The 19841-nt window shown below is 50.5% G+C and carries 23 protein-coding genes and 1 other RNA gene; 20 read left to right on the forward strand and 4 right to left on the reverse strand.

Features of this window, described 5'->3' with window-relative positions; all coding sequences use genetic code 11:
- Window positions 1-54 precede the first annotated feature (54 nt).
- Both nrdE and nrdH read right to left on the reverse strand, forming a co-directional pair.
- Window positions 55-2220 (reverse strand): class 1b ribonucleoside-diphosphate reductase subunit alpha, encoded by a 2166-nt coding sequence (nrdE, locus tag EKM96_RS07475; RefSeq protein WP_125641974.1) that lies wholly within the window; start codon window positions 2218-2220, stop codon window positions 55-57.
- A gap of 102 nt (window positions 2221-2322) precedes the next feature.
- Entirely contained in the window at window positions 2323-2550 is a 228-nt protein-coding gene (nrdH, locus tag EKM96_RS07480) for a glutaredoxin-like protein NrdH (RefSeq protein WP_125641977.1), read from the reverse strand.
- A 198-nt stretch (window positions 2551-2748) separates the two neighbouring features.
- On the opposite strand from nrdH, the gene EKM96_RS07485 reads away from it, so the two are divergent.
- The 17 genes from EKM96_RS07485 to EKM96_RS07565 all read left to right on the forward strand — a co-directional run bounded on the left by EKM96_RS07485 (window position 2749) and on the right by EKM96_RS07565 (window position 14595).
- On the forward strand, window positions 2749-3357 hold the full coding sequence (locus tag EKM96_RS07485) for a class I SAM-dependent methyltransferase (RefSeq protein WP_125641980.1): 609 nt from the start codon (window positions 2749-2751) through the stop codon (window positions 3355-3357).
- Between the two features lie 58 nt (window positions 3358-3415).
- On the forward strand, window positions 3416-3901 hold the full coding sequence (gene tadA, locus EKM96_RS07490; protein ID WP_191987350.1) for a tRNA adenosine(34) deaminase TadA: 486 nt from the start codon (window positions 3416-3418) through the stop codon (window positions 3899-3901).
- A 49-nt stretch (window positions 3902-3950) separates the two neighbouring features.
- Window positions 3951-4037: signal recognition particle sRNA small type (gene ffs, locus EKM96_RS07495), an RNA gene on the forward strand.
- A gap of 153 nt (window positions 4038-4190) precedes the next feature.
- On the forward strand, window positions 4191-5930 hold the full coding sequence (gene dnaX, locus EKM96_RS07500) for a DNA polymerase III subunit gamma/tau (RefSeq protein ID WP_125641986.1): 1740 nt from the start codon (window positions 4191-4193) through the stop codon (window positions 5928-5930).
- A 21-nt stretch (window positions 5931-5951) separates the two neighbouring features.
- Window positions 5952-6260: a YbaB/EbfC family nucleoid-associated protein gene (locus EKM96_RS07505; RefSeq protein WP_125641989.1), complete on the forward strand. Its 309-nt coding sequence runs from the start codon at window positions 5952-5954 to the stop codon at window positions 6258-6260.
- 25 nt (window positions 6261-6285) lie between these two features.
- Window positions 6286-6885, forward strand: a complete 600-nt coding sequence (gene recR / locus EKM96_RS07510) for a recombination mediator RecR (protein WP_125641992.1) — start codon at window positions 6286-6288, stop codon at window positions 6883-6885.
- An 11-nt stretch (window positions 6886-6896) separates the two neighbouring features.
- Window positions 6897-7148 carry a YaaL family protein gene (locus tag EKM96_RS07515; protein WP_125641995.1) on the forward strand — a complete coding sequence of 84 codons (252 nt, stop codon included), beginning with the start codon at window positions 6897-6899 and terminating at the stop codon, window positions 7146-7148.
- Between the two features lie 162 nt (window positions 7149-7310).
- Window positions 7311-7955: a dTMP kinase gene (tmk, locus tag EKM96_RS07520; protein WP_318531042.1), complete on the forward strand. Its 645-nt coding sequence runs from the start codon at window positions 7311-7313 to the stop codon at window positions 7953-7955.
- A 26-nt stretch (window positions 7956-7981) separates the two neighbouring features.
- Window positions 7982-8311, forward strand: a complete 330-nt coding sequence (locus tag EKM96_RS07525; RefSeq protein ID WP_061776233.1) for a cyclic-di-AMP receptor — start codon at window positions 7982-7984, stop codon at window positions 8309-8311.
- A 9-nt stretch (window positions 8312-8320) separates the two neighbouring features.
- Window positions 8321-9334, forward strand: coding sequence for a DNA polymerase III subunit delta' (holB, locus tag EKM96_RS07530; protein WP_125642000.1), 1014 nt, complete (start codon window positions 8321-8323; stop codon window positions 9332-9334).
- 28 nt (window positions 9335-9362) lie between these two features.
- Entirely contained in the window at window positions 9363-9701 is a 339-nt protein-coding gene (locus tag EKM96_RS07535) for a DNA replication initiation control protein YabA (RefSeq protein WP_125642003.1), read from the forward strand.
- A 14-nt stretch (window positions 9702-9715) separates the two neighbouring features.
- Window positions 9716-10594, forward strand: a complete 879-nt coding sequence (gene rsmI, locus EKM96_RS07540) for a 16S rRNA (cytidine(1402)-2'-O)-methyltransferase (protein ID WP_125642006.1) — start codon at window positions 9716-9718, stop codon at window positions 10592-10594.
- A 5-nt stretch (window positions 10595-10599) separates the two neighbouring features.
- Window positions 10600-11343 (forward strand): acyl-[acyl-carrier-protein] thioesterase, encoded by a 744-nt coding sequence (locus tag EKM96_RS07545; RefSeq protein WP_125642009.1) that lies wholly within the window; start codon window positions 10600-10602, stop codon window positions 11341-11343.
- Window positions 11344-11405: 62 nt separating this feature from the next.
- The gene (gene tsaB / locus EKM96_RS07550; RefSeq protein ID WP_125642012.1) at window positions 11406-12128 is read left to right on the forward strand and encodes a tRNA (adenosine(37)-N6)-threonylcarbamoyltransferase complex dimerization subunit type 1 TsaB; all 723 of its coding nucleotides are present in this window, start codon (window positions 11406-11408) and stop codon (window positions 12126-12128) included.
- Entirely contained in the window at window positions 12112-12696 is a 585-nt protein-coding gene (rimI, locus tag EKM96_RS07555; protein WP_125642015.1) for a ribosomal protein S18-alanine N-acetyltransferase, read from the forward strand. The genes tsaB and rimI overlap by 17 nt, the downstream gene beginning before the upstream one ends.
- Before the next feature lie 50 nt (window positions 12697-12746).
- Window positions 12747-13790 carry a tRNA (adenosine(37)-N6)-threonylcarbamoyltransferase complex transferase subunit TsaD gene (tsaD, locus tag EKM96_RS07560; protein WP_125642018.1) on the forward strand — a complete coding sequence of 348 codons (1044 nt, stop codon included), beginning with the start codon at window positions 12747-12749 and terminating at the stop codon, window positions 13788-13790.
- Window positions 13791-13875: 85 nt separating this feature from the next.
- Entirely contained in the window at window positions 13876-14595 is a 720-nt protein-coding gene (locus tag EKM96_RS07565; protein ID WP_125642021.1) for an SDR family NAD(P)-dependent oxidoreductase, read from the forward strand.
- Window positions 14596-14659: 64 nt separating this feature from the next.
- On the opposite strand, the gene abc-f is transcribed toward EKM96_RS07565, so the two are convergent.
- Window positions 14660-16612, reverse strand: coding sequence for a ribosomal protection-like ABC-F family protein (gene abc-f, locus EKM96_RS07570; protein ID WP_125642024.1), 1953 nt, complete (start codon window positions 16610-16612; stop codon window positions 14660-14662).
- 234 nt (window positions 16613-16846) lie between these two features.
- Here abc-f and EKM96_RS07575 point away from each other — a divergent pair, with 234 nt between their 5' ends.
- From EKM96_RS07575 to groL, 3 genes are all read left to right on the forward strand, one after another.
- The gene (locus tag EKM96_RS07575; protein WP_125642027.1) at window positions 16847-17485 is read left to right on the forward strand and encodes a redox-sensing transcriptional repressor Rex; all 639 of its coding nucleotides are present in this window, start codon (window positions 16847-16849) and stop codon (window positions 17483-17485) included.
- A gap of 190 nt (window positions 17486-17675) precedes the next feature.
- The gene (gene groES, locus EKM96_RS07580; protein WP_061776243.1) at window positions 17676-17960 is read left to right on the forward strand and encodes a co-chaperone GroES; all 285 of its coding nucleotides are present in this window, start codon (window positions 17676-17678) and stop codon (window positions 17958-17960) included.
- 55 nt (window positions 17961-18015) lie between these two features.
- Entirely contained in the window at window positions 18016-19641 is a 1626-nt protein-coding gene (gene groL, locus EKM96_RS07585; RefSeq protein ID WP_125642030.1) for a chaperonin GroEL, read from the forward strand.
- On the opposite strand, the gene EKM96_RS10700 is transcribed toward groL, so the two are convergent.
- A partial coding sequence (locus EKM96_RS10700; RefSeq protein ID WP_225417699.1) for a hypothetical protein occupies window positions 19642-19841 on the reverse strand: 200 nt, incomplete at its 5' end. It abuts the gene before it with no gap.

Raw genomic sequence — 19841 nt, forward strand, 5'->3', positions numbered from 1 at the left:
CCTTTGTCGGGGACTTGTCGGCCGTTATCATTGTATCTGAACCGGTGATGTTAATTAAATCACACAGCTTTCACATTGATTAGCGCCGACCTCATTGTTGTCATCGGTAAATGTCCGCACGTAGTAGATGGACTTGATGCCTTGGCGGTAGGCGTAGTTACGCAGGATGCTGAGGTCCCGCGTCGTCATCTTATCCGTCCGGCCGGTCTTCCATTCGTACAAGCCTTCGGGGATGGTTGACCGCATGAAGAGGGTCAAGCTCATCCCTTGGTCCACGTGCTTTTGGGCGGCAGCGTAAACGTCGATAACACGCCGCATGTCGGTATCGTAGGCTGATTTGTAGTAAGGCATGGTGTCGTTATCGAGGTAAGGCGCTGGATAGTAAATTTTCCCGATGGTCTTCTCTTGGCGTTCCTCAATCCGATTGATGATGGGATGCAGGCTAGCCGTCGTATCATTGATGTAGGAAATTGAGCCATTAGGGGCGACCGCCATGCGGTTCTGATGGTATAGGCCATCCGTCATGACGGCGTCCTTTAAGGCTGCCCAGTCGTCAGGCGAGGGTAACCAAATGTCTGCGAAGAGGTCCTGAACCTTGTTCGAGCTTGGCCGCCAGTCGGTTTCCGTGTAGCGGTCGAAGTAAGACCCATCGGCGTAAGTACTCTTGTCGAAATTGTGGAAAGTTTCATGACGTTCCTTGGCAATTTCGTTGGAGGCCTTCAGCGTCCAGTAGTTGAGGAGCATGAAGTAGACACTGGTAAAGGCAATGCTGTCCTTGGACCCATACATCATGTGGTTCTTGGCGAAGTAGCTATGGAGACCCATGGCGCCTAAGCCAATGGTGTGGGCCATCTGATTGCCCTTTTGAATGGAGGGCACGACGTCGATGTCGGAGTTATCCGTGACAAACGTCAGGGCACGAACCATGGTCTCAACGGAGTGACCAAAGTCCGGGGCCTTCATCAAGTTGACAATGTTGGTAGAACCGAGGTTACAGGAGATGTCGGTGCCCAATTGATCGTATTCCTGGCGATTGTTGACCGTCGATGGCACCTGAACCTGCATGATTTCGGAACACAGGTTGCTCATGACAATCCGTCCATCAATAGGGTTTTCGCGGTTAGCCGTGTCAATATTGACAATGTAAGGGTAGCCGGATTCTTGTTGTAGCTTGCCAATTTCGGTTTCGAGGTCGCGCGCCTTTAATTTCTTCTTGCGAATGTCGGGGTTGGCAACCATATCGTCATAATTTTCGGTAATGTCAACGTAGGCGAATGGCTTCCCATAGAGGCGTTCGACATCGTATGGGCTGAAGAGGTACATGTCGGCGTCGGCCTGGCAGAGTTCATAGAACTTGTCGGGCACGGTAATCCCAAGCGAAAGAGTCTTCAGGCGAATCTTTTCGTCCGCGTTTTCCTTCTTGGCGCCCAAGAAAGCCACAATGTCGGGATGAAAGACACTGAGGTAGACAACGCCGGCCCCTTGCCGTTGCCCCAGTTGGTTGGAGTAAGAGAAGCTGTCTTCTAAAAGCTTCATGACGGGAACGACACCGGATGCGGCGCCATCAATATGTTTGATTGGATCGCCGGCTCCACGCAAGTTCGAGAGGCTGATGCCGACCCCACCACCGATTCGAGATAACTGCAGGGCGGAGTTAATCGTCCGGCCGATGGTGTTCATGTCGTCCGTCGATTGGATTAAGAAACAAGACACCAGTTCGCCACGCCGGGCCCGTCCAGCATTTAAAAAGCTAGGGGTGGCGGGTTGGTAACGTTGGTGAATAATTTCATCGGCCAGATTGTGAGCCAACTCCTGGTCGCCGGCGCCGAAGTCGAGGGCATTCATGGCCACGCGATCGATAAAGTTTTCCAAGTAATAAGCGTTGTCGTCCGTCTTTAAGGCGTACTGAGCATAGAATTTATAGGCGGCCATAAATGACTTGAATTGGAAGTGTTGGTCGCGAAGGTAGCCGTATAGGTCTTCAATGAAAGCCATTGGATACTCGTCGATGACTTTCTTTTCCACGTAGTTGCCCGCGATCAAGTAGTCAAATCGTTCCCGCAATGAGTCGAAGGTCTTGGTGTTAGGTTCAACATTTTCCTTCATGAAAGCCTGCAGGGCCTCTTGGTCTTTGTTCAACGGAATCTGACCATCGACGGGGATGTTAATTTCGTTGTTCAGGTCATAGTAAGTGACGTCCTTTAAGTCATGTAAACTCATATGATCAACGCTTCTTTCTCTCTTAAGATTGTGAAATCAAATAAAAATGGCGGCACCGTGAACAAACACGACGTCGCCAAGACGGGTTTGTGCTAACTTAAATTAGCCGGCGAACTTCATCAGTTGGTCGGGACGGAAGCCGTAGAACGCTGGTTGACCAGGGGCTTCAACCACTGGAACCGCTTGGAATCCTTTTTCCTTCAAGTAAGCAATATATTCGGGATTTTGATTGATATTACGTTCTTCAAAGTCCACGTTATGTTCACTCAGGAAACGCTTCGTCATCTTGCATTGCATACAGTTGTTTTTAGAATAAATGGTGATTTTCATTGTTGCCACTTCCTCGGTTTTTCTTTTACGATGAATTCAGTTTACACCAGATATAGAAAAATACAATCAAAAAAAGCACTATATTTGGTAGTTGGATCATACAATAACTACTAAATATAGTGCCATAAGCGTTTTTTTTATTTTATTAGCTTCTCTTAAATATCTACGGTAAAATAGGGGTTAAAGGTGGCGGAGAAATTGACTAATCACTATTATACACAAAATCCAGACGTTTTACACGAAGAACACCACTGGCCATTTACCCTTTTAGGCAACGAATTGTTGTTTACCACCGACAACGGTGTTTTTTCAAAAAACCGAGTCGACTATGGGTCACGTGTCCTGCTAGATGCCTTCGACGGCGACAAGACGCCGGCTGGCCCCTGGCTTGACCTGGGAACGGGCTATGGTCCAATCGGCTTGGCTCTAGCGAAGCACTGGCCTGACCGTCATGTCACGATGGTAGACGTCAACGAGTTAGCGTTATCGTTGGCCCGACAGAACGCGGTGGCCAATCAGATTGAAAACGTTGAAATCAAGACTTCTGACATTTATAGCGAGGTTACACAGCGTTATGCGGCGATCATTACGAATCCGCCCGTACGCGCTGGTAAGTCGGTGGTCTCAACGATGCTGACGTCGGCAAAGGATTATCTTTTGCCTGGGGGCACGCTGACCGTTGTCCTGCAGAAGAAGCAAGGGGCCCCATCGGCCAAGAAATCCATGACGGCAACGTTTGGTAACTGTACTATCATTAAGAAGGATAAGGGCTACTATATCTTGGAAAGTACCTTGATGTCCGACTAATCGAAAGGAAGCGGTCCGCTTGCGCAAGCTGGCTTACTCACCAACCGAACGACATTATATGGAAGAAGCCTTATTTGAGGCGGACCAGGCGGCCTTAATTGGTGAAGTCCCGATTGGGGCAGTGATTGTTCATGATGGCGAGATTGTTGGCCGCGGGCACAACCTGCGTGAGCATGGCAATGACGCGACCTTACACGCCGAGGTTCGGGCGATTGAAGAGGCCTGCGCCCGGCTGAAGAGCTGGCGACTTAGCGATTGTCAATTGTATGTCACGATCGAGCCCTGTCTAATGTGTAGCGGCGCCATTATTAACGCCCGGATTCCGCAAGTGTTTTATGGTGCCCGTGATCCGAAGGCGGGCGCGGTTGACAGTCTATACGAGGTCTTGGGTGATGACCGGTTGAACCATACCGTAACGGTATACGAGGGCCTGATGGCCAAGGATGCCGGTGAACGCATGGTGGCCTTTTTCAAGGCCGCTAGGAAGCGACAGAAGGCCCGCAAGAAAGCCCGTCAGGCAGCCAAACGAGCCGCGGCTGATTAGTCGCTAGACAGCGTCTGGGAATCATGATACACTATTAGTTGCCGTTAAGGCCTTGGAGCAAGGGTGGACTTACGAATTGTGTCAGGTCCGGAAGGAAGCAGCACTAAGTTTGTTTCGCTTTGTGCTTCAAGTTTATGAGCTAATTCCAACTCCTAGTCGTTGACTGGGAGTTTTTTTATGACTTCAAAGCCAAATTTCTAGTGGGTAGATCGTGACAGCACCCGCCGAAAAAGGCTATAATTAATTTCAGCGAATTTAAAAGTTATCACTAAAGGAAGGAACCGATTACATGGCTTATCAAGCATTGTATCGCGTTTGGCGGCCCCAACGCTTCGAGGACATGATTGGGCAAGAGGTCATTACGCGGACGCTCAAAAACGCTATCACGACCAATCAAATTAGTCACGCCTACCTCTTTGCGGGCCCCCGGGGAACTGGGAAGACGTCCGCTGCCAAGATTTTTGCCAAGGCCATTAATTGTCATCATCAGGTCGATGGTGAACCTTGCAACGAGTGTGAAACGTGCCAAGCTATTACTAACGGGACCTTAAATGATGTTATCGAAATTGATGCCGCCTCCAACAACGGGGTTGAAGAGATTCGAGACATTCGGGATAAGGTGAAATATGCCCCCACCGTTGCGGACTACAAGGTCTACATTATTGATGAAGTTCATATGTTGTCTACAGGAGCGTTCAACGCCTTATTGAAGACGTTGGAAGAGCCACCGGCCAATGTGATTTTCATCTTAGCAACGACGGAACCCCATAAGATTCCGGCAACGATTATTTCACGAACCCAACGATTCGATTTTAAACGGATTGCGGCCAGTGATAGTTATGAACGAATGATTTATATCCTGGATCAGAAGAAAGTACCCTACGACGAACAGGCTGTTAAGGTGATTGCCAAGGCGGCCGAGGGCGGGATGCGGGATGCCCTGAGCATTCTTGATCAGGCTCTGTCGTTTGGGGACAATGAGATTACCCTCGACAACGCGCTATTAGTCACGGGGAGTGTGACCCATGAGCTACTGGCAACCTTTGTCGGCCAGACCCTGGCCGGCGACACCAAGGCGGCGTTAGCCACCTTGCAGTCGGTCCTAGAGGCGGGGAAGGACGCCGAACGCTTTACGGAAGATATCATTGGCTACTCCCGGGATCTGCTACTCTATCAACAGGCTCCTCAGTTGGTTGAGGAAGCCGAGATGGGAAGTGTCAGCGAAGACTTCCAGAAGCTAGCCAGCCAGACGCCGGCCCAGACCATGTACGCCATGATTAATGAGCTCAACGCCATTCAGCAGCAGATGCGCTATACGACGCATCCCGACGTTTACCTCGAGATCCTGACGATTAAGCTAGCGGAGATTGGCCAACAACAAGGGCAATCGGCACCGGCGCCAACAGCCGCCGTTCCAGCCGCAGCGACCGCTAATCCGGCGGCGGTGCAGTCCTTGCAACGAGAGGTTGAACAGCTGCAACAAACAGTGAAGCAACTGCAATCGGCGCCGGCCAATACGACGTCGACGGCAGCAACGAGTAAGCCTAAGCCACGGGTGGCCAAGGCGAGTGGCACGAAGGAAGTCAATCTGGCCAAGGTCTATCCGGTTCTTGGATCGGCTACCAGGGAAAAGCTGAACCAGTTACAAGAAGCCTGGCCCGACCTGCTGAATTGCCTGTCGGTCACCCAACGGGCGGTCATGAAGGTTTCCCAGCCGGTCGCCGCCGCGGATTCGGGCGTGATTGTGGCGTTTGATTATTCCTTCTTGTATCAACGGGCAACCACGGATAGTGAGTTAACCGATGCCTTGGAAAATGGGTTGGACCGGATGATCGGGACGGCCTTGCCGGTTGTGTTCGTTCCGAAGGATGAATGGCCAGTGATTCGTAAGACCTACCTAGCCGCTCATCAGGCGGAGCTACAGGAGCATTCAGATGCGGAGGCCCCCAAGGAACCGCAGGCCGATCCGGTCGTGTCAAAGGCCGAAGAACTCTTTGGCAAGGAAATTGTTGAAGTTAAACCAGATTAAACTTTGAAAGGATGATTATAAATGCGTAACATGGGAAATATGATGAAACAAATGAAGCAGATGCAAAAGAAGATGGCGGAGGATCAAGCCGATCTGAATGCCCAGAGCTTTACCGGAACGTCTCCCGATGACTTGGTCACGGCAACCTTTACCGGCGAACGGAAGATGACCGATCTGAGCATCAAGCCAGAAGCCATCGATCCCGATGACCCCGACATGCTAGCCGACTTAGTTTTGGCAGCCGTCAACGAAGCCTTAACCAAGGTTGATGAAACCACGAAACAATCATTAGGCAAGTACACCCAAGGCTTGAACATCCCTGGGATGTAGGCCTTAGCGGAAAGGATGTTGCACCATGCAGTACCCAGAACCGATTGCACAACTGATTGATAGCTATATGAAACTTCCCGGAATCGGTCAGAAGTCGGCCACGCGACTGGCATTTTTTACCATTGATATGGCGGAAGATGACGTCACGGCTTTTTCGAAGGCACTAGTGGCCGCGAAGAAGGACCTGCACTTCTGTTCCATCTGTGGGAACATTACCGAGGGCGACCCCTGTGCCATCTGTGCTGACAAGACGCGGGACCAATCCCATGTGCTGGTGGTCGAGCAGGCCAAAGACATCATGGTGATGGAAAAGATGAAGGAGTACCATGGCCTTTATCACGTGTTGCATGGGGTGATGTCACCGATCGAGGGTAAGGGACCGGAAGACTTGAATATTTCGAGCCTGATCAGTCGTTTACAACAGAATCCTTCTATCAAAGAAGTGATCATTGCCACGAACGCAACGCCTGAAGGTGAGGCCACGGCCATGTATCTCTCTCGGTTGATCAAGCCGGCAGGGATTACCGTGACGCGACTTGCCCACGGGTTGTCCGTTGGGAGCGATATCGAGTATGCCGATGAGATGACTTTGTTTAAGGCCGTTGAAGGCCGGACAGAAATGTAGGAGGAATCGCGATGTTTGGACGAAAGAAACGGCAATTGCCACGCTTGAAGGCCACCTACGATGATGACCTCTTGGCAAGTATTGATGATGCTAAGGACCGTTGGGATCACGCCAAGCAAACCGAGGAAGCCATTGCCGATGCTGACAATCAGATGATTGCAAACACCGCGTTGGCCCGACAGACCTACTTGTTTCTCTATCGGGAAGCTCGGCTTCGCCGGGTTCGCAGCAAACATATTTCGGCGGCGGTCTTTCGCGATTAGTTAAAATAACCGATGGCGTCAGATTGATTGTCATGACTGAAGCGTTTGGGGGTGCCCAAACGCTTTTAATATGGTGGGAAATTTGGGAATCCCAATGATGCAAATAGACATCAATTATTAATTCAAGTACAATATACCTATCAATAAAAAATGAGGTCGAGGATTGTGTCAGGAACTTTTATCAGTTTTGAAGGACCCGATGGTGCGGGTAAAACCAGCGCGATGAAGGCAATAGTAGCGAAGCTTCAACCCACATTTGGGCAAAAATTGACGGTGACTCGCGAACCAGGGGGGAATCCCATTTCGGAGAGTATCCGGTCGATCATTTTAGATCGGAAAAATACGGCCATGGATTACCGGACTGAAGCCCTGCTATACGCCGCGGCCCGGCGCCAACACCTGGCACAGACCATTCTTCCCGCATTGGCGGACGAGCAAATTGTGCTCTGCGATCGCTATGTGGACAGCTCCATTGCCTACCAAGGTGCTGGCCGAGAAATTGGTGAATCGGCGGTGGCCGAGATGAATCAGTTCGCCACGGATGGCCTGTTGCCAGAATTAACGATTTACTTTGATGTTCCCGCTAAGGTGGGACTCAAGCGGATCAAGGCCCATCGGAATCCCGCCAAGGTTGACCGACTAGACGTCGAACAGACGGCGTTTCACGACCGGGTGCGGGACGCTTACCTGCAACTACAGGCGGCCGAACCCGACCGGATCAAGCTGATCGACGCGACTCAGGCGCCTGACCAGGTGGTTAATGAGGCATTAGCTTTAATTCAATCAATCTTACCCAAGACCCTTTGAACCGATAATTACGGAGGAAGATAATTATGAAATTAATCATTGCCATCGTCCAAGACAAGGACGCTAACCGATTAAGTAACGACTTCATCGAACACAACATTCGGGCAACCCGTTTATCCACCACGGGTGGGTTTCTAAAGTCTGGGAATACCACATTCTTGGTGGGGGTCGAAGATGAACGAGTCGATGATGCCATGGAAGTCATCAAGGATGCTAGTCACACGCGTCAACAATTTATGACACCACCCGTTAACTTGGATGCCCAATTAGACAGTACGTCATCTTACCCCGTTGAGGTTCAAGTGGGGGGCGCCACGGTCTTCGTCTTGCCGGTTGACCAATTTCACCACTTTTAGGGGGCACCAATGACCGAAGAATTCTTGCTATCCACCGCCCAACGGCTACAGCCGCAGCTGGTGAATCATTTCATGAATTTGATTACAAAACACGAGCTCAGTCACGCCTATCTATTTAACGGTGCGGACGGCACTGGCCGGCAGGCGGTTGCGACCACCATTGCCATGCGGCTCTTTTGTCAGAACGTGACGGCCGATGGCCACCCCTGTGGGGAATGTTCGGAGTGCCGGCGCATTCTGGCTGGGGATCATCCGGACGTTGTTAGCGTGGTGCCAGATGGTCAACGGATTAAGGTGGAACAGGTTCGCTATCTGAAGGCGGAGTTCTCCAAGAGCGCGGTCGAGGGTAACCAAAAAATATTCATTGTGGATCAGGTTGACCGCCTCACAACAAGTGCTGCCAATAGCCTGCTTAAGTTTATCGAAGAACCGGTGGGCAATACGGTGGCGCTGCTACTGACCGCCAGTAAGAATCTTATTTTGCCCACGATTTTGTCGCGGACTCAGGTGGTTGATTTTCCTGGGGTTGCGCCTAAAGAATTGGCCAATGAATTGGAAAAGGCTGGTGTGGTCCCCAGTCAGCGATTACTGTTGGCAACGCTGACAGAGAGTGTTACCGCTGCGACTGAGCTGATTGTCGACGATTGGTTGGGCGATGCTCAGGCAAAGGTGGGCCAGTGGTTTACGGCTTGCTGTGAGAGCGATGAACGCGCCTTTGTCCGCGTACAAACGGAACTGGTGCCCCTGGCGACCAATCGGGAGCGCCAGGGGATTGTCTTGGATATGTTGGTTGCCGTTTGGCATGATGCCTTACGGTTGCAAACCACGGTCTTGGCGAACGACCAACTCGCCTATCCGCAGGTTGCTCAGGCGAGTCAACAGGTTGCCCAACGGCTGACCACCGATCAGCTCGTGACGGTGATGACGTTGTGTCTGGGAACACGGAGCCAATTGAACGGGAATATTAATTTTCAAACAATCTTAGAGGCTTTAACGCTACAAATCTTGGAACAGACGCGTTAGGTGCCAGAAAGAAAAGGAGGGTCACGGTTTGGATAAACAGGCAGTGTATGATCAACTGAAGAATTTAGAGAATCAACTCCAACAAACGCTGAGTCAGTTCACTGATCTGCAGGCCGAATTGACCCAGGTCTTCGAACAGAACGCGGAGTTGGAAATCGAGAACCAACACCTACGCGAGCTGTTGGGGGAACTGCAGAAGAGTCTGCCGGAAGACCCACAGACACCGCAAGGACTTTCGAAGTCCCGACAAATTTTGGAGAAATTATATGAAGAAGGTTTCCATGTTTGTCGTGAGTTTTACGGAACGCGGCGTAAGCAGGATGAGGAATGTGCCTTCTGTCTAGAAGTTATTTATCGCGATCAATAGGGAGGCTAACAGTAATGGAACGACGACGCAGCTTTCCTGCTGAATCAACGGGTCATTTATACTTAGTGCCAACGCCAATTGGTAATTTAGACGACATGACCTTTCGCGCCGTTAAGACGCTTAAGGAAGTCGATCTGATTGCGGCTGAGGATACGCGTAATACTCAGAAATTATTGAATCATTTTGAAATTGAAACCAAGCAGATTAGTTTTCACGAACACAATACCCAGGAACGGATCCCTCAGCTGGTGGCCAAGTTGGCAGCCGGCATGCAGATTGCTCAAGTGAGTGACGCGGGGATGCCGTCTATTTCTGATCCCGGCCATGAGCTCGTGGTGGCCTGTGTTGAGGCCAATATTCCCGTCGTGCCATTGCCGGGTGCTAACGCGGGGTTGACGGCCTTAATCGCTTCGGGCTTAGCGCCGCAGCCGTTTTATTTCTATGGCTTCCTGGACCGTAAGCCTAGGGATCAACGAGCAGAGATTACCGAGTTGGCACAACGTCCGGAAACGCTCATTTTTTATGAAGCGCCACATCGGCTGAAGAAGACCCTGAGCAATCTGGCGGACGGCCTGGGTGCCGACCGGCCAGCCGTCTTGTGTCGGGAACTGACGAAGCGTTACGAGGAATTCTTGCGGGGCACGTTAAGTGAACTGGCCGAATGGGCAGCGACCGATACGGTCCGCGGGGAATTTGTCGTCTTGGTTGGGGGAAATCCCGACCCAATTTCTAATGAAGCAACGGTTGACTTGAGTGAGCCGATCGATGATCAAGTCGATCGACTGATTGCTGCCGGGGATAAACCCAACGCGGCCATTAAAGAGGTTGCCAAGTTGCGTGGCTTGAAGAAGCAAGACGTTTACCGTGAATACCATCATCTTGATAAGGAGTGACCAGGTTGGCCGCTAATGAATATTCAGAAAGCCATCGAATTGTTGACCACGAGGTCGATGATACGAGGCATCTAACGCTCGCACAATTAATAAATTTATTTGTTCTGGTCTCCGAAGACCAAAATGACCACCTGGGATTAGGCGTCAATTTCGTTCAATCCCATGGGGTTGGCTGGGTGGTCACCCAGTATCATTTCCAGGTGACGCAAATGCCACTGACGGGGGACACCGTTTCCGTAAAAACCAAGGCCACGGCATTCAATAAATACTTCGCCTACCGTGAATATTGGTTATTTGCGGCCGATGGGTCCACGTTAGCCTATGGTGAATCTATTTGGGTGGCAATGAGCTATGCCACGCGAAAGATTGCGACGATTCCCCTGGAAATTATCGCGCCATATGAGACGGAACCGGTTAAACGATTGCCGCGGCTACCGCGCCCCAGTCGCTTTGATGACTCGCAGACGACGGAGACCAAGCCCTATCTGGTACGGTACTTTGATATCGATGCTAACGGTCACGTTAACAATGCCCACTACTTTGACTGGATGCTGGATGCCTTACCGGCCGATTTCTTGCGGTCACATCAACTCCAGGATTTTCAGATTCGGTTTGAAAATGAAGTTCGTTACGGCGAGTCCGTTGTCAGCGTGGCCAGCCATACCGACACTGCTAGCCAGCATCGGATTATGATGGGGGCCACGACCGCAGCCACGGCCAATGCCGTGTGGGCAGAACGTGAGCGTTAGAGTGGGCGTTTTGACGGGTCCAGCGTTACAATGATGAGAGATTTTGAAGGGGAATATTAAATATGAAGATTTTAGCAATTGAGTCATCTAACCGTCCCCTGAGCGTTGCCGTTTTAGAGGATCAAACAGTCCTGGCAGCGGTCACCGTTACGGTCCATCAAAAGCATGCCGAGTACCTACTACCAGAGATTGAACGTCTGATGGGGATGGCTGGGATCACCCCCGCCGATCTCGATCGCGTGGTGGTTGCTGCCGGGCCAGGCTCGTACACGGGTATTCGTTTAGCTGTGACCACGGCCAAGACCCTGGCGGCAACGTTAGATATCGACCTAGTGGCCGTTTCTAGCCTAGCAACATTGGCTACCAACGTGCCGGTTGAAGGTGCTCTGGTGGCGCCAATGTTTGATGCCCGCAATCAAAACGTTTTCGCCGGCTTGTACCGGATTAAACAAGGACGGCCGGAAGTGGCGATTGCTGATGCGCATACGAGTGTGGCTAATTTTCTCTCCGAAGTAAAAGAATATGGCGAACCGATCTGGTTCCTTGGCGATGCCAGTCACTTTGAGGACAGTATCCAGACAACCGTGTCGGCGGCGACACCCCGGGTTAGCCCGTGGCTTAACTTGCCACAGGCGGCGACAATCGGCTTACTCGGTGCCACGATGACACCAGAAACCGATGTCGATCACTTTGTCCCGAACTACTTACGCTTGACACAAGCCGAAGCAGACTGGCGGGCCAAGAATCCGGGAAGGGATGCTGAATCCTATGTTGAAAAAATTTAGAATCTGGTATCAGAGTATCTTTGGTAATCGCCAAAATGTGGCCCGCGAGGCGGCGTTGGATGTTAAGAATCAACGCGTCGAAATTAACGGGATCACGTATTTTGTGGCGAAGGCCCTATTCACGGATATTCCGGAAATGATTGAGATTGAGCGGGCCGTCTATTCCGGTCAGGCGCCTTGGGACGCCACGGCCTTTGCCAGCGAGTTGCGACGAGAACGGGATCGGCTTTATCTGGTTATTCGTAAAAATGACCAGCTGTTGGCCTTCATTGGATGTACCTTTGAGGAATGCGACGAAGATGCCCATATCACCAATATTGCAGTGATCCCTGATTATCAGCGCCATGGATTAGGCCAACACCTGATTCAGGTGATGATCAAGCGGGCGCAACGCTTGGGTTACCGCAGCATGAGTCTTGAGGTGCGGATTTCCAACGAAAATGCCCAGCGGCTATACCGCAGCCTTCAATTCGAACAGGCTGGTATCAAGCGGGGGTACTACTTCGGTGATCATGAAGACGCCGTCGATATGGTCCTAGATTTGAGCAAAGTTAACCAAACAGACTAGTGGGTGGCGAAGGCCACTCGTTTTTATTGAGATGATAGGGAGTAAGAGGAGTGAGTCCAACGAAAGACCGAAATTTAATTTTAGCGTTTGAATCAAGTTGTGATGAGACTAGTGTGGCGGTCATCGAGGACGGTCATAAAATCTTGTCGAACATCGTCGCAACGCAGATCAAGAGTCACCAACGGTTTGGTGGTGTGGTGCCAGAGGTCGCTAGTCGACACCATATCGAAGAGGTGACACTGTGCATCAAGGATGCCCTGAGTGAAGCCGATGTTACCTATGACGATCTGGATGCCGTTGCCGTTACGTATGGTCCGGGGTTAGTCGGGGCGTTATTGATCGGTGTGACCGCCGCTAAGACCCTGGCTTTTGCTCACAACCTACCATTGATTCCTGTGAACCATATGGCGGGCCATATCTATGCGGCTCGTTATGTGGAACCCATTGCATTTCCGGCAATGGCCCTCCTGGTTTCTGGTGGTCATACGGAACTCGTCTACATGCCAGCTGAGAATGAATTTGAAATCATTGGGGAGACCCGCGATGACGCCGCCGGCGAAGCCTACGACAAGGTTGGCCGGGTGATGGGTGTTAATTATCCTGCCGGCAAGACGGTTGATGAGTGGGCCCATCAGGGACACGATAGCTTCAAGTTTCCTCGGGCAATGGAGAAGGACGACAATTTTGACTTTAGCTTTAGCGGGTTAAAGAGTGCCTTCATTAATACCACGCATCACGCCGACCAAATTGGTGAGACGTTGAATAAGCAAGACCTTTCCGCCAGTTTCCAACAAGCGGTTGTGGATGTCTTAGCCGAGAAGACCCAACGCGCCCTTTCCGATTATCCGGTAAAGCAATTAATCTTGGCCGGTGGGGTTGCAGCTAACCATGGCTTGCGTGAACGTTTGGAACAAGACTTGCAGCACAATCCAATCACCCACCTGGTCAAGGCACCCTTGAACCTGTGTGGGGATAATGCGGCCATGATTGGGGCCTTTGCCTATGTGGCCTACAAGCACGGTATCTTTGCCGATGCGACATTGAATGCCGATCCTAGCCTGGAATTTGACTGGCTGGCTAATTCGGTGAAGTAAGCTATTCGCTAAATAAATGATTAAAGGCCACCCTTATTTGTGGGTGGCCTTTGTTGTATACTGATCACCAAAAGGAGTGATCGATATGGGTAAGCTTGAGGGTAAAGTTGCCGTTGTTACTGGTGGATCTTCCGGCATTGGACTCGCAACGATTGAAAAGATGGTGGCCGAAGGTGCGGTCGCCATTTCGGCCGACGTGAGCGCCCCAGCTGATGATCGGATTGCGTTTGAACAAACGGATGTAACCGATGAAGCTTCGCTGACCGCCATGGTGGACCACGTTGTGAGTCAATACGGGCATCTGGATGTTGTCGTTGCTAACGCCGGTGTGACCGAGAAGAAGGCTGGCGTGGCCGATATCGATCTCGATAATTGGAATCGGGTGATTGCGATCGATCTGACGGGGGTTGTCCTAACCAACAAGGTGGTCGTGGCGAAAATGTTGAAGCAGGGGACGGGCGGCAGCGTCATCAATATGAGCTCCATTCTCGGCGTTGTCGGTGCGGCTAAGTCACAAGCGTACTCGGCGGCCAAAGCGGGCGTTGCTAATTATACCAAGTCCCAGGCGGTCACCTACGCCAAGCAAGGCATTCGGTTTAATTCAATTGCCCCTGGCTATGTCGCGACACCATTGTTGAAGACCTTGCCCAAAGAGGTGACGGATCCGATGGTAGGTAAGATGCCAATTGGCCGATTGGCCCAACCGGCGGAAATCGCCAACGTCATCGCCTTCGTTGCCAGCGATGAGGCCTCCTTTGTCACTGGGACCACGATTAACGTCGATGGTGGTTACACGGCCTTATAATCGAAACAACCTAAAACACCAACGACCTATTTTAAAAGGTCGTTGGTGTTTTTACTCGTTTAGGTTAGTCTTCGAAGTCTTCCAGGGCCAGACTCTTCTCGGTCCAGGATTCTTCGGTTTCATTCAACTGAGTCGTCACATCGGTCAGTTCTTGTTGTAGGTCAGCTAATTTGTCGGCGTCGTTAAAGTTTTCCGGTGCGCTCATTTCCGTTTCAACGGCGGTCTTCTTGGCATCGAGGTCGTTCATTTGTTCCTCAAGGGCCTCGACTTGACGAGAAAGCTTTCGTTTAGCCTTTTGTTGATCCTTTTGCTGTTGATAATTTACTTGGGTTTGCTTAGGCTGGTCGACGGTTGGATGAGCCGCTTCGGCCTCAGCGGCCTCTTGGGCGGCATAGGCGTCTTGCTCGGCTTTCTTGTCGACGTAGTAGTCATAATTACCCAGGTAGCGGGTCGTGCCACTTGGTTCAAGCTCAACCACTTCGGTGGCGACTTGGTTAATGAAATACCGGTCATGAGAGACGAAGAGGATCGTCCCGTCGAACTCGTTGAGCGCGTTCTCTAAGACCTCACGACTGTCGATGTCCAAGTGATTGGTGGGTTCGTCCAGCATCAGGAAGTTGTCGTGACGCAAGGCCAACTTGGTCAAGAGCAAGCGAGCCTTTTCACCACCACTGAGACTATGCACAGCCTTATCCACATCGCTTCCCGTGAAAAGGAAACTGCCCAGGATCGAGCGAATATCGCCTTCGGGCGTGGTGGGATGATCATCCCACAATTCATGAAGGACGGTTTTCTTGGGATGGAGGGTGGCTTGGTCTTGGTCGTAGTACCCGGTATCGACGCCGGTTCCAAAAATAATCTGGCCCTGAATGGCGGGAAGGCGACCCAGAATCGTCTTCAAGAGCGTCGACTTCCCAATTCCATTGGGGCCGACGATGGCGACGGCTTGGTGCTTCTTGATATCTAAATTGACTGGGGTACAGAGCGTCTGGTTGTCATAGCCAATGGCGCCATTGACCACGTCTAAGACGATGTTCCCACTTTGACGGTGGGGCCGGAAGGTGAAACGGGCAACCTTCTCGTCGCCCTCGGGCCGATCGATTCGGTCCATCTTTTCCAACTGTTTCCGCCGAGCCTGGGCTCGCTTGGTCGTCGACGCGCGAACGATGTTTTTGTTCACAAAGTCTTCCAACTTGGAAATTTCGGTTTGTTGCTTATCGTATTCCTTCCATTCGCGACGGAGCCGTTCGGCCTTTGCATCGATGTAATGGGAGTAGTTGCCAGGGTAGTGAACCAGGCCGCCATGTGCCATGTCGTAGACGTCGTTGACGACATGATCGAGGAAATACCGGTCATGAGACACGACTAGGATGGCGCCGGGATAACCTTGTAGGTAGCCTTCTAACCAGGTCAACGTTTCCACGTCCAAATGGTTGGTCGGTTCGTCCAAGATTAAGAGGTCTGGCCGTTCTAACAGGAGCTTGGCGAGGGCCAATTGTGTACGTTGGCCCCCGGATAATTCGTTGATGGGCTTGTCGTAGTAGTCTTCATCGAATTCAAATCCATGGAGCACGCCCCGGATTTCAGCCTGATAACCGTAGCCATTCTGATCGCTGAAGTCCTGTTGCAATTGATCATAGGTGGCAGAGACTTGGTTAAATTGTTCTTGGTTCGCAATGATGTCGGGGTCACTCATGCTGACTTCCAACTCGTGCATGCGCTTTTCCATGGTCTGGAGTTTGGCAAAGACACTCATCATTTCTGCCCAGACCGTTTTGGTTGAGGCTAGTCCGGCATTTTGAGCCTGGTAGCCAAAGGTTAAACCACGCTTGGTGGTAATCTGGCCTTCATCCGGCGTGGTCTCGCCCGCAATCATCTTGAGCAGGGTGGATTTTCCCGCCCCATTACGCCCCACGAGGGCGACGCGACCGTGTTCCGGCACATCGAGACTCACGTTACTGAAGAGTACCGACGCCCCGAATCGGCGGGTCACCTGTTGAACTTGTAAAAGAATCACCGATCTGAACCTCCCTTAACTGTTGCTCAGAGTTATTAGGTCTATTTTAGCATATTCGTCCGAGAGACCGAAATTTGCTGATAATTGTGAAAAATATTTGCAAATTCTTTCACAAGAGGGGCGGTTATGCTATAATCTGTGAGGAAGTGGATTTCACAATCACGTGAACTTAAATTCATTAAGACGCTAATAAGTTAGAAGCATAGAAGCTATTTCATATAGGAGGTATTATTTTTGACTGATCAGAAAATTCCCCGGGCGACAGCTAAGCGGTTACCGATTTACTACCGCTATCTAAATATTTTGCTGGATGCTGATAAGACCCGTGTCTCTTCAACCGAACTGTCCGACGCCGTTAAGGTGGATTCGGCCACGATTCGTCGTGACTTTTCTTACTTTGGTGCCCTGGGTAAGCGTGGCTACGGTTACGATGTGGAGAGCTTGGTTAAGTTCTTTAAGAAGATCTTGAACCAAGACCGATTAACCAACGTGGGGTTGATCGGTGTCGGTAACCTGGGACATGCCTTGTTAAACTTTAATTTCCATCAGGATGGTAACGTGCGGATTAGCGCAGCCTTCGATGTTAATGAAGAGTTAGCAAATACGATTCATAGTGGCGTTCCCATCTATCCCATGACCGACCTGCGGAAGCAATTGGAAGAACAACAAATTCAAGTGGCCATCCTGACGGTGCCAGCCGACGTTGCCCAGGAAGTTACGGATGATGCCGTTGCCGGTGGGGTTAAAGGGATTTTGAACTTTACGCCACTTAGAATTACGGTGCCGAAGGATGTTCGCGTTCAAAACGTGGACTTGACGAACGAATTACAAACGCTGATTTATTTCTTAGAACACTATAATCACAAGGATTAATGAGCGATTAGGCGGGGACTTTGGTCCTGGCCTTTTTATTTTGCTCAGGTTTATCGAGTGGCGTAGGCCAATTTGTTTGTCAAAATCCTTGATTTTTAAAAGGAAAAACCATATATTAGATATTGTGATTAGCACTTATGTTAGTCAAGTGCTAACAGTGCTAAAAAGTAAGTTTATTGGAGGGATTCAAGTGTTAAAACCATTAGGAGACCGCGTCATTTTGGATCAACCAGAAGAAGAAGAAACCACGGTTGGTGGCATTGTTTTAGCAAGTAATGCCCAAGAAAAGCCTTCAACGGCCAACGTTGTGGCCGTTAGTGATGGCCGTGTGTTAGACAATGGCGATAAGGTAGCCCCAGCCGTTAAGGTTGGCGACAAGGTATTGTTTGACAAGTACGCCGGTACTGAAGTTAAGTATGCCGACAAGACTTACCTTGTTTTACACGAAAAGGATTTAGTTGCCGTTATCGACTAAGTGCTTTCCCACTGATACGAAGTCAAAAAAATCTAGTATGAGGTGAAATTCAAAAATGGCTAAAGAATTGAAGTTTTCTGAAGATGCCCGCAGCGAAATGTTAGCTGGGGTTGATAAGTTAGCTGACACGGTTAAGACGACCTTAGGACCTAAGGGTCGCAACGTTGTTTTGGAACAAAGTTACGGTAACCCAACCATCACGAATGATGGGGTAACGATTGCCAAGTCGATCGAACTTGAAAACCACTTCGAAAACATGGGGGCCAAGTTGGTCTCAGAAGTTGCTTCCAAGACGAATGACATTGCTGGTGACGGGACCACGACGGCCACGGTCTTAACGCAAGCCATCGTTAACGAAGGCATGAAGAACGTTACCGCCGGTGCCAACCCTGTTGGTATCCGTCGTGGGATCGAAATGGCGACTAGTGCAGCCGTTGACGCCTTACACAAGATGTCCATCGATGTTAAGACGAAGGATGACATTGCCCAAATCGCTTCGATTTCTTCCGCAAGCAAGGACACCGGTAAGTTGATTGCCGACGCCATGGAAAAGGTTGGTAATGACGGGGTTATTACTATTGAAGAATCCCGTGGTGTTGATACCAGCTTGGATGTTGTTGAAGGGATGCAATTCGATCGCGGTTACATGTCACAATACATGGTTACCGATAACGATAAGATGGAAGCTAACTTGGACAACCCTTACATCTTGATCACCGACAAGAAGATTGCCAACATTCAAGACATCTTGCCATTGTTGCAATCCGTTGTTGAACAAAGTCGTTCACTCTTAATCATCGCCGATGACATTACTGGTGAAGCTTTGCCAACCTTGGTCTTGAACAAGATGCGTGGGACCTTCAACGTTGTTGCCGTTAAGGCTCCTGGCTTCGGTGACCGTCGTAAGGCCCAACTACAAGATATCGCCGTTCTGACTGGTGGGACTGTCATTACCGATGACTTAGGTCTTAACTTGAAGGACACGACGATTGACCAATTGGGTCAAGCTCAAAAGGTTAACGTCACGAAAGACAATACGACCGTTGTTGAAGGCGCCGGCTCTAAGGAACAAATCACGGACCGGGTTGCTGAAATCAAGGGCCAAATCGAAGAAACTACTTCCGACTTCGACAAGGACAAGCTGAAGGAACGTTTGGCTAAGTTAGCCGGCGGGGTTGCGGTTGTTCGTGTCGGTGCCGCTACCGAAACTGAATTGAAGGAACGCAAGTACCGGATCGAAGATGCCTTGAACGCAACGCGTGCCGCTGTTGAAGAAGGCTTCGTTGCTGGTGGTGGGACTGCCTTGATCAACGTCATTGGTGACGTTGCCAAGGTTGAAGCCGAAGGCGATGAATTGACCGGTGTTAACATCGTTCTCCGTGCCTTGGAAGAACCCGTTCGTCAAATCGCTCAAAACGCTGGGGTCGAAGGCTCCGTCGTTGTTGAACACTTGAAGGGCGAAAAGCCAGGTGTTGGTTACAACGCTGCTGACAACAAGTATGAAGACATGGTTAAGGCCGGGATCACCGACCCAACCAAGGTTACCCGTTCTGCTCTGCAAAACGCTGCCTCTGTTTCTGCTTTGTTGTTAACGACGGAAGCCGTTGTGGCTGACAAGCCAGACGACAACCCAGCACCCGCTGCACCAGCTGGTAACCCAGGAATGGGCGGCATGATGTAGTCAACGCGTCACCGTTAAAATGAATTTAAAACAGCGACTCACTGCCAATGACAGTTTGGCAGTGAGTCGCTGTTTGTCTTTCCAAACAAAAAGTTGTTTCACCATTTGGTCAAACAACTCATTCGCGCATTTTAGAATCAAGTTAGCCACTGTCTCAAAATTTTTTGGACAATAAAAAACATCAAGAACAGATATCCTGT

This window comes from Levilactobacillus tangyuanensis, assembly GCF_003946545.1.
Classification (GTDB): Bacteria; Bacillota; Bacilli; order Lactobacillales; family Lactobacillaceae; genus Levilactobacillus; species Levilactobacillus tangyuanensis.